We start from the raw sequence: 13,702 nt of genomic DNA on the forward strand, positions 1-13,702 counted from the left end.
ATCGCCCCTCAGGAGTTAGCAGGCGGTGTTGCTGACGCCCTCGTCGTCCGTGGCGGACCAGACGTTGTTCGTGCCGATGTCCGCGTGAGTGGCCTGCACGCAGAACGTGCCGTCGGTGGCGACGGTGGCGACGACGGTGATGGGTGCTGCCGTGTACGCGGCCTCGACAGCGGCCTCCTCCGTCGCGTCGATGCTGCCGTCGTTGACGAGCGCAGCGACGAGCTCGGTCTTGGCGTTGCGGACGGCCGACTGGGCGGCGCTACCACGAGCCTGGTCCTGCTGGCCGAGGAAGATCGGGATGGCGATCGCGGCGAGGATGCCGATGATGATGACGACGACGAGGAGCTCGATGAGCGTGAAGCCCTTCTCGCCCTCTTCGCGGGCCGCGCGAACCTGCGCGAGCTTGTCGTGAAGCTTGATCATGATGTTGTTTCCATTCCTGTTCAGGTGAACTGAGTGACAGGCGGGCCCCCAATGAAACTGCCCCCTTGAGAGAACTCTCATATTTTTCGTGCGCCTTGCCCATTCCCCAGTAGGGGGGTGACGCGAACGAGGGTCGGCCTTTCTGGGGACCGCCGGCCGGCGGCCCTACTTGACGAGCGTGAAGATGTTGAACACGGGGAGGTAGAGCGCGACGATCATGCCGCCGAGGAGCACGCCCATGAAGGCGATCATGAGGGGCTCGATGAGGGCGGTCAGCTGCTCGGTCGTCGATTCGACCTCGGCGTCGTAGAAGTCGGAGATCTTCTCGAGCATCATCTCCAGCGAACCGGAGTCCTCGCCGACGGAGATCATCTGCGTGACCATCGAGGGGAAGACGGGCTCCTCGGTGAGAGGCGCCGCGATGCTCTTGCCCTGGCGGACGCTCTCCTGAACGTTCACGAGAGCCTTCTCGATCACGTAGTTGCCCGACGTGGCCCCGACGATCGACAGCGCCTGCAGGATGGGCACACCCGACTTCATCATCGTTCCGAAGTTGCGGGTGAACCGCGCGATGGCGATCTTCTTCGCCAGCTGCCCGAACACCGGCGCTTTGAGCTTCAGCGGGTCGACGACGTTCCTCACCTCGGGTCGGTGCTTGTTGCGCCCCCACCAGATGGAGAACGCCACCAGACCGATGATGAGCACCGGCAGCCAGAACGGCGCGCTCTCGGAGAGCACCACGAGGAACTGCGTCGGCAGCGGCAGCTCGCCACCCAGCCCCTCGAACATCGCCTTGAAGACCGGAACGATGAACACGATCATGCCGATCATGCCGACCACCGCCATGACGAGCACGACGATCGGGTACGTCAGCGCCGACTTGATGGTGCCGCGGAGCTTGACCTCCTTCTCGTAGTTCGTGGCGACCGACTTGAGCGACTCCTCCAGGAAGCCACCAGTCTCGCCGGCGCGGACGAGGTTGATGAAGAGGGGCGGGAACACCAGAGGGTGCTTCGCGATCGCATCGGAGAGCGACAGGCCGCCCTCGACCTCCTTGCGCACCTCGTCGATGGTGTCGCGCAGCTTCGGATTCTCGCTCTGCTCCGCGAGGATCGACAGCGCCCGCATGAGGGCGAGACCCGAGGAGATCATCGTCGCGAGCTGGCGGCTCATGATCGCGAGATCCTTGAGCCCGACCTTCTTCTGGAACAGCCCGCCGAGCGAGATCTCCTTGTTGATCCCGGTCCCGGCCTGGCGCACCGTCTCCGGCTGGATCCCCATCGACCGCAGCCGCATCGTCGCGGCGGCCTCCGAGGCTCCGTCGACCGAGCCGCTGACCTTCTTGCCGGCGGCATCCTTGCCCCGATAGGTGTAGGTGAGAACGTTCGTCATCACTGGCCTCCTGCAGCCTGCATGCGGTCGAAGTCGGCAGCCGGGTCGAAGGCGGCGCCGTCCTGCCGCGTCACGAGGCGCTGCAGGGTGTCGTGGTCGTGCGCCTTCTCGCGCGCGGCCGTGATCGTGATGGTGCCCGCGTTGACGAGCTCGGCGAGGTGCTGGTCCATCGTGTGCATTCCGGACCCGCGGCCGGCCTGCATGGCCGAGCCGATCTGGTAGGTCTTGCCCTCGCGGATCAGGTTCGCGATGGCGGGCGTCGCGACGAGCACCTCGGTCGCGACCGCTCGGCCCTGCCCGGTCGCCCTCTTGACGAGGGTCTGGCAGACGACGCCCTGGAGGGTCGCGGCGAGCTGCTGCCGCACCTGCCCCTGCTGGAAGGGCGGGAAGACGTCGATGATGCGGTCGATCGTCTGCCCGGCATCCTGCGTATGGAGCGTCGCGAACACGAGGTGACCGGTCTCGGCGGCGGTCAGCGCCGTCGAGATGGTCTCGAGGTCGCGGAGCTCGCCGATCAGGATCACATCCGGGTCCTGCCGCAGCACGTGCTTGAGCGCGTTCTGGAACGAGTGCGTGTCGGCGCCGACCTCGCGCTGGTTGACGAGCGACTTCTTGTTCTTGTGCACGAACTCGATCGGGTCCTCGACCGTCATGATGTGGTCGGCCCGGGTCTCGTTGACGAGGTCGATGAGCGCGGCGAGCGTAGTCGACTTGCCCGAGCCGGTCGGCCCGGTCACGAGCACGAGGCCGCGCGGCAGGGTCGAGAAGCGGCCGACCACCTCGGGCACGCCCAGATCGTCGAGCTTCTTGATGTCGGTCGGGATGAGACGGAAGGCCGCACCGATCGTGCCGCGCTGGCGGTAGAAGTTCACGCGGAAGCGCGACTGCTCGGTGAGAGGGAAGGCGAAGTCGAGCTCCTGCTTCTCCTCGAACTGCGCCATCTGCGCGGGCGTCACGATCGAGTAGAGGGCGCGGGCGACGCGATCGGCGTCCCAGATGCCCGTCGACTGCACCGGCCGCAGCGTGCCGTCGATGCGCACCATGGGCGGCGCGTTCTTCGACACGTGCAGGTCGGAGCCGCGCGTCGCGACGAGCTCGTGCAGCGCCGCGAGCAGTTCGGGGTCGCCCTTCGGGTCGCCGTGACGGATCGGCGCGGCGGCCGAGGCCGGCGCCGACGTCGTCGGGGCGGGCGCGGAGGCCTCCCACTCGGAGGGGCTCCATTCGGCCCGGGACGAGCTCGCGGGCAGCGGCACGACCGGCTCGACCCGCGGGGTGGATGCTCCGCTCGGCACGATCGGAGGCGCCGAGGCCGCGACGGGCGGGGGTCCGCCCACGGGCCCGGGCGTGCTGACGGGTGCCGGCGCACCGACGGGCGGCGGCGCTGAGAGCGGCGCGCCACCCACCGGCGGCGGAGCCGACAGCGACGATGACGCGAGAGGCGACGACCCGACGGGCGGCGGCGCGCTGAGCGGCGAGCTCGCGGGCGGCGGCGCGTTGTAGGGCGCGGTGGAGCCGGGCGGCGGCATCGTGGGCGGCGCGCTCGGCGGAACCCCGGGCATCCCCGTCTGCGTGACGTTGAGCGGCAGGGCGCTCGCCGAAGCGACGACGTCGGCGGCGCTCGGCACCGCGCTCGGGGCGCCGGACGGGCCCGCTCCTGCGGCGGCGGCGAGGGCATCCCAGTCGGCGGGCGAGACGCGACCGCCCGCCGCGGCGGCCCGGCGCAGGAAGGACAGGTCGGAGTCCTCCGGGTCCATCGGGATCTCGTGGATCGGTCGGTCGGTCATGAGTGCTCCTTACGGCGGCGTCGGGTCGATGGGGCGGGGCTCACGCGACCACGCGCATGATCTCGTCGACGGAGGTGAGGCCGAGCTTGGCCTTCTCCCAGCCGTCCTGGCGGAGGGTGCGCATGCCCTGGGCGAGCGCGACCTTCTGGATCTCGGCGGCCGAGGCGCGCGCCACGGCGAGGCGCTCGATCTCCTCCGTCACGGCCATGACCTCGTGCAGGGCGAGGCGGCCGCGGTAGCCAGTGTTCGAGCAGGCCGAGCAGCCGACCGGCTTGTAGAGCGTGGGGCCGGAGGCGAACGCGAGGGCCGTGCCGGCCGTGCGCTCCTCGCCGTCCTCGGTCGTGAAGCCCGTCTCGCCGAAGGCCTGCGCGAGGCTCACGCCGAACGCCATCTGCTCGGTGTCGCCCTGATACGGAGCCTTGCAGCGGTCGCAGAGGCGGCGCGCGAGGCGCTGGGCGACGACGCAGTCGAGGGCCGAGCCGACGAGGAAGGGTTCGATGTCCATCTCGATGAGTCGGGTGATCGCGCTCGGCGCGTCGTTCGTGTGCAGGGTCGACAGCACGAGGTGACCCGTGAGCGAGGCCTCGATCGCGATCTGCGCGGTCTCCTTGTCGCGGATCTCACCGAGGAGCACGACATCCGGGTCGGATCGCAGGATGCTGCGCAGCGCGCTCGCGAACGTGAGGCCCGCCTTCGGGTTCACCTGCACCTGGTTGATGCCGGCCATGCGGTACTCGACCGGGTCCTCGACGGTGATGACGTTGATCTCGGGCTTCGCGACCGCGTGGAGGGTCGTGTAGAGCGTCGTCGACTTGCCCGAACCAGTCGGACCGGTGACGAGGATCATGCCGTAGGGCTTCGTGTACGAGTTCTTGAAGACCTCGAAGTTGTACTCGAGCAGCTGCAGCTCGCTCATGTCGCGGCGCGTGGCGTTGTTGTCGAGGATTCGCATGACGACCTTCTCGCCGTACACCGTCGGCAGGGTCGCGACGCGGAGGTCGATCTGGCGGCCCCCATGGCTGACCGACATGCGGCCGTCCTGCGGCTTGCGGCGCTCGGCGATGTCGATGTCGCTCATGATCTTCAGGCGCGAGATGACGCCGTTGGTGACCGAGCGGGGCGCGGCCTGCATCTCGTGGAGGACGCCGTCGATGCGGTACCGCACGCGCAGCTCGTGCTCACCCGGTTCGATATGGATGTCCGAGGCGCTGTCCTGGATCGCCTGACCGATGATGAGGTTCACGAATCGCACGATCGGCGCATCGTCGGCGTCGGCGTCGCGCAGCGCGACCGCCGACAGGTCCTCCGGCCTGTTCTCCTCCTCGAGCACGTTCGACAGCTCGTTGAGCTCGCTGTCGGCCCGGTGGAACTTCTCGACCGCCTCGACGAGGTCGGTCTCCTCCGCGACGATCGGCACGATGCGCATGCGGGTCGCGGCGCGGACGTCGTCGAGGGCGAAGACGTCATCGGGGTTGACCATCGCGAGCGTGAGCATCTCGCCGGCGATGTGGATCGGCAGGACCTTGTGCCGCTTGCAGAGCGCGGCCGGCACGAGCGCGACGGCCGTGCGATCGATCGGGTACTCGGAGAGCTCGACGAACGACAGGCCCATGACCTCGGCGCGCGCGGAGGCGATCTGACCCGGGGTCACGCGCCCCTCATCCATGAACATCTGGATGATGTGGGCCTCGGCGAGCGGATCGTCGCTCATCACGTCGAGCGTCTCGATGGGCATGATGCCGCGGATGATGAGCACCTCGGTCAATGACGGCACTGCGGCTCCCCCCTCATGCGCGATCGCAGGGACGCCAATACCGTTGCCGCCCCCCACCGGGACGCTATGACACGCGCCCATTGGTGAGTAGTCCCCCGTTCGGGGACGCGACTCCTCCCCCACGAGCAACACGGGCCCCGCGAGCGATCGCCCGAACCGTGGACCCGCGTGACGGCGAGTCAGCCGGGCGGGACGAGGACTCCGCTCGGCGCGCACGTGCCGTTCTCGACGATGCCGCGGGAATCGCTGATCGCCCAGGTGCTCGTCACCGCGACGTGCTCGCCCCACAGGCACCAGCCGTCGGCGTCGCCCGTGCGGCCGAGCGTGATCGCGGCGTCGCCGTGGGCGGCGAGGATCTCCGCGATCCGGTCGTCGTCGAGGCTCACCGGGTCCTCCTCGGCGGTCGCGACGATGATCCCGAGCTTCGCGTGGGCGAGGGCCGACTGCACCGCGCTGCCACGCGCCTCCTCCTGGTACCCGAGGTACACGGGGACGGCGATCGCGGCGAGGAGGCCGATGACGGCGACGATCACGACGAGCTCCACGAGCGTGAAGCCGCGATCGGCGGGACGGATGCGGGTCATGAGGACCTCCGGGTCGAGGTCATTCGAGTGAAGCGGAGCGGCGCGAAGATGGGCATACCCAGAGCGGGGGGCGCGGCGGCGGCCTCTCCGCCGACACGACGACGGGGAGGGCATCGATGCCCTCCCCGTCGTGCGGCGCACCCGGCGCGCGGCCGGTACGGTCGATGCGGCTCAGTTGCCGGCGAGCTGCCGATCCGTGTCCTGGATCGCCTGCATCATCTTGCGCAGCGACTCGCCCATCTCGCGGATGCCGTCGATCGCGTCCTCGAGGCCGCTCGTGAGCTCGCTGTAGCCGTCGCCGAAGCGCCCCGAGGCGTGCTCGGTGACGAAGTCGCTGCCGAGCAGCGAGTCGACCTCGGTCTTGAGCCGGCGGAGGATCTCGGCGATGTCCTCCTTGCCGCTCTCGAGTCGCGTCGACATGCGCTCCATCTCGCTGTACGTGGCCTTGAAGTCAGCCATGATCGCCCTTCCTCTCCTGGGAGGCCCGCCCCTGCGAACCATGTTCCTCCACGCTAGAGAGGTGCTGGGTATCCCTCAATGGGGAGGACTCCCCAGTCACCGGCCCCGACGCCGATCGGGTGCCGGCCCGAGCAGCGGGGGGCGCCGCGCGAGTCGCAGGCGGGCGTCGACCTCCGCCCGGGACGCCTCGGTCGCATCCGCCCCGTCACGATCGGCGACCGCGCGGATGGCCGCGAGCTCCAGGTCCAGGAGGCGGTCGCGGTCGGCCGGGCTGAGCGCGAGGAGCACGGCGGAGGCGCGAGTCTCGGCGACGACGCCCCTCCCGAGATCGGCGGGGCCGCTGCGCGCACGCGGTGCGGTCGCTCGCACGACCGCTCGACGCGCGCGGCGATGACGGTCGCGCGCCCGGGCCCCCAGAGCGAGCGACGCGGACGCGAGCGCGGCACTGACGAGAATCACGATCGGCGGGAGAAGAGCGGCGGAATCGAAGGGCGACTCCCCCGCGCGAACGGCGATCAGGACGGCGGCGATGAGCCAGGCGGCGGCCCACGTCGCATGCAGGGCGGCCCCGACGTGCGGGTAGTCGGCCGGCGGTCGACGCTCGCGGTCGCCCTCGGCGACCACGGCGAGCAGCAGGGCGAGGGCGGCCGTCGCGGCGGAGATCGGCGCAGCCGTGCGCACGTCGTCGATCACGAGATCACCCCGCCACGCGGCGACGACGCCGATGGCGACCGCGGCGAGGGTGCTCGACGCGATCGAGAGGGCGGGAGGTGCGGATCGGGCGGTCCCGGCCGCGGGGTCGCGTTCGCGGCGGTGCTCGTCGATCGCGACGGCCCGGAGCTCCTCCGCATCGTCGCGCGCCACGACGGCGAGCGCGGCGAGGTGCAGCGAGTCGGCCGCAGCGCGGAGGGATCCGCCGCGCGGAATCGCATCGACGAGGGAGGCGACGGCGCCCCGATCGGGCTCGCTCACTCCAGCTCGTCCTGGTGCGCCCACGGCTCGATGCCCGCGAGCAGCTCCTCGATGGCGTCGACGCGGGCGCTGAGAGCTGCGGGATCGGCGTCGTCACTCAGCGCGAGCACCGCCCAGTCGTCGCGGACCGCGACCCACTCCGCGGAGGCGAGGACCCCGGCGTCCGCGTCGTCCGCCGCATCGACGCCGCCGACCGCGCGCAGGCTCAGTCGGCGGACGACCGAGTCGAAGGGTTCGATCATGAGATCCACCGTGACGGGGTCGACGATGGCGCCTCTCGGTTCGGGGATCAGCGACGCCGCGCTCGCGCCGCCGGCGACCCGCTCAGCGGCGATGTCGACCCACCCGCCCGGTCGCCCGTCGATCGGGTAGTGCCACAGCCGAGCGGAGACGCCCGAGCGGTCGAACTCGGCGACGGCTCGGGCCAGCGGCGCGATCTCGATCGCCTGCTCGGCCGCGAGAGGCCGGCCGCGCGTGAGCTCGCCGGCGACACGGTCCGCCCACTCCGCGGGCGTCGCGCCGTGCCGGTCGGGGTAGCGGACCGGCACGGCGATCCAGACGTCGGCGTCGAAGTGGACGGGGAAGATCCTCACGACGGGCTCCAGCGGAAGGTGACGAGCATGATCCGACCGATGTCGAGCAGGGTCTCGATCGCGTCCGCCTCCTCGGCCTCGGCCGCCCCCGCCGAACCGCCGCGGGTCGCGCCGAGGGCGGTGAAGGTCAGCACGATCGCGCGTCGGTCGTCCGAGGTCGGGACGGGAGCGATCGCCAGCAGCGTCCGCTCGACGAGCTCGTCGGCGTCGCCGTGCCGCCGCTCGTGCTCGATGACGTGGAGGCGCTCGCGCGCGCCCTCGAGCTCGATCACGGGGCGCCCGCGCGCGATGCGGGCGAGGGCCTGCTCGAGCGTCGTGCCCGCCGGCAGCGCGAGCGGAGCGACGCTGAGGGTGGCGGGGGGCCGCACTCCCTCCTCATCGGAGGGGGCGACGTACACCTCGGTGACCCCGTGCGTCCGCAGCGCCGTCCGCGCGCTGTCGAGCATCGTGTCGAGCTCCCTCAGCAGATCGGTACGGCCCGCGCGGGCCGCCTCGGCTCGGAAGCGGGACGTCGCCTCCTCCCCGATGAGCTCCTCCGGGCTGACGCGGCGCCAGCCGGGAGGGCAGAGGATGCGATAGCGCGCCGGCGGCGGCGCGACGCCGAGTTCGGAGCGCAGGTCGGGCATCCGCTCGGCGCTCAATCGAGACGCCCGGTGCGGCCCGCCATCGAGGAGACGGTCTCGGGAGCCTGGTAGGCGGTGACGCCGGCGTTGACCACGTTGAGGACCTGGTCGCCCCTGCCGGTCGCGTTCGACGCCGCCCAGCTGAGCGACCGCTGGCCCGCCTCGCCGCCGGCCGCCCAGGAGCCGCCGCGGATGCCGCTCGTCAGGCGCAGGAGCTGCGCATCGGTCGCCGAGCCTCCCGACCGGATCGCCGCCCACATGCGGGGAAGGCCCTGAGCGCCGGCGGATTCGATGAAGTCGTCGGCGAGCGCGCCGGCGGTCGACGAGCGGGAGGCGCGGTTGCCCGCGGCGGCCGCGGTCGAGGCGCGCGACGGCCAGGTGCGCAGGTCGAGGGTCAGGGCGTTCCTGCCGCTCGCGATGGCGCGGGCGGAGTCGTCGCCGAGACCCAGCGCGGCCCGCGTGGCCGCCCCGGCGCCCGAGCCTGCGCGCACGGCGCCGGCGAACGCCTTCCCGAAGGGGATCACGGCGAGCGCGCTGAGGGCGAGGTCGATCGTCGACACCCGTCCGGAGCCGTTCATGTACAGGATGAGCTGCGCGGCCAGGACGATGAGACCCGCGATCGCCGCCGCGGCGATCATCCACGGCGCGCCCACGATGATCGCCGCGACCGTGAGCACGAGCCCGACGAAGCCCGCCAGATCGGCGAGGCCGTCGAGGAAGTCGTCCCAGCGCGAGTCGTTCACGTCGGAGACCTCGATCGCCGTCGTGATGCGGCTCACGGCGGTGTCGTACGCCTCCTCCCAGACGCTGACGGCGCCGTCGAAGGTGCCCCACAGGGCGGTGAGCTCCTGCTCGGCGTCGTCGAACGCCCCGTCGGCCGCATCGAACTCCGCCTCCGCCTGCTGCTTCTCGGCGTCGGTCGCCTCGTCCTCCCAGAAGCGCGTCGTCTCGAGGTCCCTGACCTCGCCGCGGGCCTCGTCGAGTCGAGCGCTGGCCTGGTTCCTGACCGTGTCGGCCGTGGAGATGCTCGCGACCAGATCGGGCGTGACGATGCCCTGGACGGTCGCGAGCGCCTGCCCGTAGTTCAGCAGCGCTCGGCCGGTGCCGACCGACCCGTCGCTCGTCGTGTAGCGCCGGGCGACCTTCTCCAGATCGCGCGCTGCCGTCCGTGCCGACTCGCGGATCTCGTCGAGCGCGAGGGCCCGGTAGGACTCGTCGCCGTCCGCGATCCTCTCGAGCTCGCGCGCCGCCTTCTCCATCAGCTGGCCGAGACGCGAGTAGCGCATCCCCGCATCGATGATCGCCTGCGCGTCGCCCTCGACCGTGAGGCACCGGCGCTGCCCGGGGGAGCGGAGGAGGAAGTCGCCGGTCGTCTCTCTGAATGCCATGATCGCTCCTCGTTACGACGCGGTCGGCGCGTCGGCCGGGGCCGCGAGAGCGGCGTCGGTCTCACTGAACCCGTCGATGACGTTCTTCAGGTGGTCGAGGACGGCCTGGAGGTTCTCCGCGATCTTCTCGCGGTTGTCGTTCCAGTTCTCCTCGAAGTCCTCGACCGCGTTCTTCAGCTCGCCGCGATCGTGCGGGCGGCCGATCGCGGACTCGGCCGCCTCGGCGGCGCTGGCCGCGTCCTGGAACTCGGTGAGGATGACCTCGAGCCCGGTGGCGAGCTCGAGCAGGTGCTCATAGTTCAGATCGATGTCGTGCCCGCTCATCGGAGCCCCTTCCTTCGAGTTCCCCTCAGGGTAGACAGAGCCCCAGCGCCCGCGCGATGGGGAGCGCTCCCCAGAGCGGGAGCCCTCACGCCTCCTCGCCCACGATCGGCAGCTGCACGATCACGGCGCGACCGTTCTCGACGAGCATGCCCCGCCCCTCGGGGAACTCGTGGCGCTGGACGCGCGGGAACGCGAGCTTGAAGATCGCCTCGCCGTCGTAGGTGTCCGGCTTGAGGACGATGCCCCGGCGGCCGGCCTTGAGCTCGCCGACGAGACCGAAACCGGAGGAGAGCTGGTTCACATCGCCGTCACCGAAGAGCACGTGCTCGCTGCGGTTGATCGCCTGCAGGAGCTCGCGGAGCGGCCGCTCGGCGTCGGTGTCGGAGTACTCAGCGACGCTCTCGGCGACGATCACGATGCGTCGCGAGAGCGACTCGTCCGCCACGATCGGGGCGAGCTCCTTCGCGAGCGCGCGGACGTCCTCGACGCTCGAGGCCGCGCGCCGCCAGGGCCGCTCATCGCGGAGACCGGCACGACGACCGCCGATGTGGAAGAACTCCGCGTCCGGGTCGAGCGCGGCGACGCTGCGGACGAGCCAGCGCAGCGCGGTCGTCTTCCCGCTGCGCGGAGGCCCCGCGACGACGAACGACCCGATGGGCTCGAAGGTCCGCGGGGCGAGCGAGTCGTCCGCGATGCCGATGACCGGCTGACCATCGATGCTCGCCGGCAGCTCGGACGGGAGAAGGCGGGTCGGCAGCGCGCCGATCCCGGGAGCCGTCGCCGCGCCCGTCGCGACGAGCCGCTCGGCCGCCCGGTCGAGGGCCGCGGTCTGCTCGGCGACGTTCGTCGTGCCCCCGATCGACGCGAGCTGGGTCTCGAAGCCGTCGACCACGGCCCGGCCGGGCGCGCTCCGCTCGCTCAGGACATCCTTCGCCGCCCCGAGCATGCCGTAGGAGTTCTCGTCCGCCATGCGCAGCACGATGCGCCGCGAGACGTTCGCGCTCACCGCCGTCGGCACCGACCCGTACCGATCGGCCGTCGCGATGGCGTGCACGCCGAGCGGGCGGCCCTCGCCGAGCACGCGCATGAAGATCGCGTAGAACGGCGAGCGGGCGGCGCCCGCATCCCACTCCTGCTTGAAGGTGCCGAACCCGTCGATGATGAGAAGGATGCGCGGCTCGGGCTCGCCGGTGATGGCCCGGTACTCGCTCAGCGTCGAGGCGTTGACCGCCGAGAACCGTCGCGCGCGGTCGTCGAGCATCGACCGGATCATGCGCAGGAGCCGCTGGACCCGCTCCGCGTCCTCCCCGGAGACGACCGCGCCGACGTGCGGCAGGGTCTCGAGCGAGCGCAGCGAGCCCGTCCCGAAGTCGATCGCGTACACGTGGGCCGCGCCGCGATCGGGCCGGGCTCCGACGGCGAGGGCCATCGAGCGGAGCAGCGTCGACTTGCCCGCGCCGCTGGTGCCGTAGACGAGGAGGTGGCCGTCGGAGTCCGGTGAGAAGAACACGGGCTCCTGCAGCTGACGGTCGGGCAGGTCGGCGATGCCGAGGGGGATGCTCGCGTCGCCGCTCATCGGCAGCGCGAGCACGTCGACCGTCGTCGGGAGATCCGGCAGCCACGGGCGGCGCGGTGCGGGGATGGCCGCGCGCTCCGCGGCGCCGATGATCGACGCGACGAGACGCTTCTGGTCGTTCGGGCCCAGGTCCTCCTCGTGCGTGTCGGACTCCGCGTCGCCGTCCACCTCCCAGACGATCGTCGCGCCGAAGCGGAGCTCGGCGACGCGGACGGTCGCGCGCTCCGGCTCGTCGCTCGTCCAGCCGCCGGCGTACCCGGACTGGAAGGGGACGAGCCGGCCGGGCCCGGTCTTCGCGATGCCGCGCCCGGGGATCGACGGGTCGAAGGACCCGGCGACCGGGTCGCCGACGACGTCGTTGGAGTCGGAGCCGTCGGCCATCCGCAGGGCGATGCGGAGGTTCGTGTTCGCGCGCAGGTTGTCCTTGATGACGCCGGCGGGGCGCTGGGTGGCCATGATGAGGTGGATCCCGAGGGAGCGGCCCCGCTGGGCGATGTCCACGACGCCGTCGACGAACTCGGGCACGTCGGAGGCGAGGGCGGCGAACTCGTCGATGACGAGGACGAGCGCGGGCGGAGCATCCGGGTCCTGCCGCTTCTCCAGCTCGATGAGATCCTTGGCCTTCTTGCGGTTGAAGAGATGCTCGCGATGGTGCAGCTCGGCGCGCAGGCTCGTGAGGGCCCGGCGGACGAGGTGCGGGCTCAGGTCGGTGACGAGTCCGACGCAGTGCGGCAGGTCGACGCAGTCGGCGAACGCCGACCCGCCCTTGTAGTCGACGAACAGGAAGGTGACGCGATCCGGGCTGTACTCCGCGGCCATGCCGAGCACCCACGCCTGGAGGAACTCGCTCTTGCCGGACCCCGTGGTGCCGCCGACGAGCGCGTGCGGGCCCTGGGTGCGAAGGTCGAGGGTCATCGCGTCGGGGCTGCTCTGCCCGATGAAGGCCGTGAGCGTGCTCGCGCGCTTGAGCCGCGGGCGCGGCCCGCGCGTGCGGTCGAGCACCGAGTTGTTCTGCCGCCATCGCTCGATGACCGCCTCGGGCTGCTCCGCGGTGTCCGGTCCCAGGAGCGACAGGAGCGCCACGCTGCGCGGAAGGTCGCTCGCGTCGGGCACGTGCGAGCTCGCGTCGATGACGGGCGCGATGCGCTTGGCGAAGACCTCCGCGTACTCGCGCGAGACCCCCTCGACGCGCACCCCCTCGTACGCCGCGCCGTCTCGGACGTAGCCGACCCGGGCCGAGTCGAGCCCGTCGGTCGCGTCGATGAAGGTCCGGCAGGTCGCGGGCAGCGACTCGACGGTGGGGGCGAGGAAGATCGTGTAGATCCCGGCATCCGGCCCCCGCTCGATGAGCTGCGCGAGGCGGGGGCGATCGACGGGTGCGTCGCTCGAGACGAACAGGACGAGCGCGAGGTCGCCGTCGATCGAGGATGCGGCGCTGGAGGACTCGCCCACGCGCGACCCGAGGGCGTTCGCGGTCTCCTCGGTGCGCAGCGGTCCGCGACGCGTGGGCGTCCCGGAGAGACGCTCGAGGATGGCCTCCTCGAGTCCGTTGAGGAGCGCGCTCGCGGCCGACGGGCTGTCGGCGAGGGCGTGGTCGGCGAAGGGCGATCGCGGGCTCGAGGTGTGCGGCAGCCACTTCATCCAGTCGAGCTCGGAGGCCCAGGGCCGGCCGACCATCGCCGCGGTGACGATCTCGTTGGGCGCGTGCAGACCGAAGAGCTGCACGGCGAGGCCGCGCACGACGTCGGCCGCGAGGTGCTGCGGGCCGGCGATGCCGATGGCTCCCGAGTTCGTGAGCAGCTCGATGAGC

The 13,702-nt window shown here is 71.4% G+C and carries 12 protein-coding genes; all 12 read right to left on the bottom strand.

The features are described from left to right. Window positions 1-15: 15 nt before the first annotated feature. Window positions 16-423, bottom strand: a complete 408-nt coding sequence (locus ASG83_RS03680) for a type II secretion system protein (RefSeq protein ID WP_055857293.1) — start codon at window positions 421-423, stop codon at window positions 16-18. A 165-nt stretch (window positions 424-588) separates the two neighbouring features. After that, a complete protein-coding gene (locus tag ASG83_RS03685; protein WP_082599057.1) occupies window positions 589-1,815 on the bottom strand; it encodes a type II secretion system F family protein in 1,227 nt (408 codons plus the stop codon). Next, entirely contained in the window at window positions 1,815-3,599 is a 1,785-nt protein-coding gene (locus tag ASG83_RS12385; protein WP_304437679.1) for a type IV pilus twitching motility protein PilT, read from the bottom strand. The genes ASG83_RS03685 and ASG83_RS12385 overlap by 1 nt, the downstream gene beginning before the upstream one ends. A 40-nt stretch (window positions 3,600-3,639) precedes the next feature. After that, window positions 3,640-5,373, bottom strand: a complete 1,734-nt coding sequence (locus ASG83_RS03695) for a GspE/PulE family protein (RefSeq protein ID WP_055857297.1) — start codon at window positions 5,371-5,373, stop codon at window positions 3,640-3,642. Between the two features lie 179 nt (window positions 5,374-5,552). Beyond that, window positions 5,553-5,957 (bottom strand): type IV pilin protein, encoded by a 405-nt coding sequence (locus ASG83_RS13345; RefSeq protein WP_055857299.1) that lies wholly within the window; start codon window positions 5,955-5,957, stop codon window positions 5,553-5,555. A gap of 171 nt (window positions 5,958-6,128) precedes the next feature. Then, entirely contained in the window at window positions 6,129-6,416 is a 288-nt protein-coding gene (locus tag ASG83_RS03705; protein ID WP_055857302.1) for a WXG100 family type VII secretion target, read from the bottom strand. A gap of 96 nt (window positions 6,417-6,512) precedes the next feature. Next, window positions 6,513-7,388, bottom strand: coding sequence for a hypothetical protein (locus ASG83_RS03710; protein WP_055857305.1), 876 nt, complete (start codon window positions 7,386-7,388; stop codon window positions 6,513-6,515). Continuing rightward, window positions 7,385-7,981 (bottom strand): hypothetical protein, encoded by a 597-nt coding sequence (locus tag ASG83_RS03715; RefSeq protein WP_055857309.1) that lies wholly within the window; start codon window positions 7,979-7,981, stop codon window positions 7,385-7,387. The genes ASG83_RS03710 and ASG83_RS03715 overlap by 4 nt, the downstream gene beginning before the upstream one ends. Continuing rightward, window positions 7,978-8,607, bottom strand: a complete 630-nt coding sequence (locus ASG83_RS03720) for a hypothetical protein (protein ID WP_055857311.1) — start codon at window positions 8,605-8,607, stop codon at window positions 7,978-7,980. The genes ASG83_RS03715 and ASG83_RS03720 overlap by 4 nt, the downstream gene beginning before the upstream one ends. Window positions 8,608-8,618: 11 nt before the next feature. Then, window positions 8,619-9,992: a hypothetical protein gene (locus tag ASG83_RS03725; RefSeq protein ID WP_055857315.1), complete on the bottom strand. Its 1,374-nt coding sequence runs from the start codon at window positions 9,990-9,992 to the stop codon at window positions 8,619-8,621. Window positions 9,993-10,004: 12 nt separating this feature from the next. Next, on the bottom strand, window positions 10,005-10,316 hold the full coding sequence (locus ASG83_RS03730; RefSeq protein WP_055857316.1) for a hypothetical protein: 312 nt from the start codon (window positions 10,314-10,316) through the stop codon (window positions 10,005-10,007). Between the two features lie 85 nt (window positions 10,317-10,401). Continuing rightward, window positions 10,402-13,569 carry an FtsK/SpoIIIE domain-containing protein gene (locus ASG83_RS13095; protein WP_369813383.1) on the bottom strand — a complete coding sequence of 1,056 codons (3,168 nt, stop codon included), beginning with the start codon at window positions 13,567-13,569 and terminating at the stop codon, window positions 10,402-10,404. Window positions 13,570-13,702: the final 133 nt, after the last annotated feature.

The sequence above is a fragment of the Yonghaparkia sp. Soil809 genome, from assembly GCF_001429705.1.
GTDB lineage: Bacteria > Actinomycetota > Actinomycetes > Actinomycetales > Microbacteriaceae > Microcella.

Bases quoted from the DNA above. Each gene is read 5' to 3' on its own strand.
- ASG83_RS03680 (WP_055857293.1), bottom strand. From the start codon at position 423: ATGATCAAGCTTCACGACAAGCTCGCGCAGGTTCGCGCGGCCCGCGAA.
- ASG83_RS03685 (WP_082599057.1), bottom strand. From the start codon at position 1,815: ATGACGAACGTTCTCACCTACACCTATCGGGGCAAGGATGCCGCCGGC.
- ASG83_RS12385 (WP_304437679.1), bottom strand. From the start codon at position 3,599: ATGACCGACCGACCGATCCACGAGATCCCGATGGACCCGGAGGACTCC.
- ASG83_RS13345 (WP_055857299.1), bottom strand. From the start codon at position 5,957: ATGACCCGCATCCGTCCCGCCGATCGCGGCTTCACGCTCGTGGAGCTC.
- ASG83_RS03705 (WP_055857302.1), bottom strand. From the start codon at position 6,416: ATGGCTGACTTCAAGGCCACGTACAGCGAGATGGAGCGCATGTCGACG.
- ASG83_RS03720 (WP_055857311.1), bottom strand. From the start codon at position 8,607: ATGCCCGACCTGCGCTCCGAACTCGGCGTCGCGCCGCCGCCGGCGCGC.
- ASG83_RS03725 (WP_055857315.1), bottom strand. From the start codon at position 9,992: ATGGCATTCAGAGAGACGACCGGCGACTTCCTCCTCCGCTCCCCCGGG.
- ASG83_RS03730 (WP_055857316.1), bottom strand. From the start codon at position 10,316: ATGAGCGGGCACGACATCGATCTGAACTATGAGCACCTGCTCGAGCTC.
- ASG83_RS13095 (WP_369813383.1), bottom strand. From the start codon at position 13,569: ATGGTCGGCCGGCCCTGGGCCTCCGAGCTCGACTGGATGAAGTGGCTG.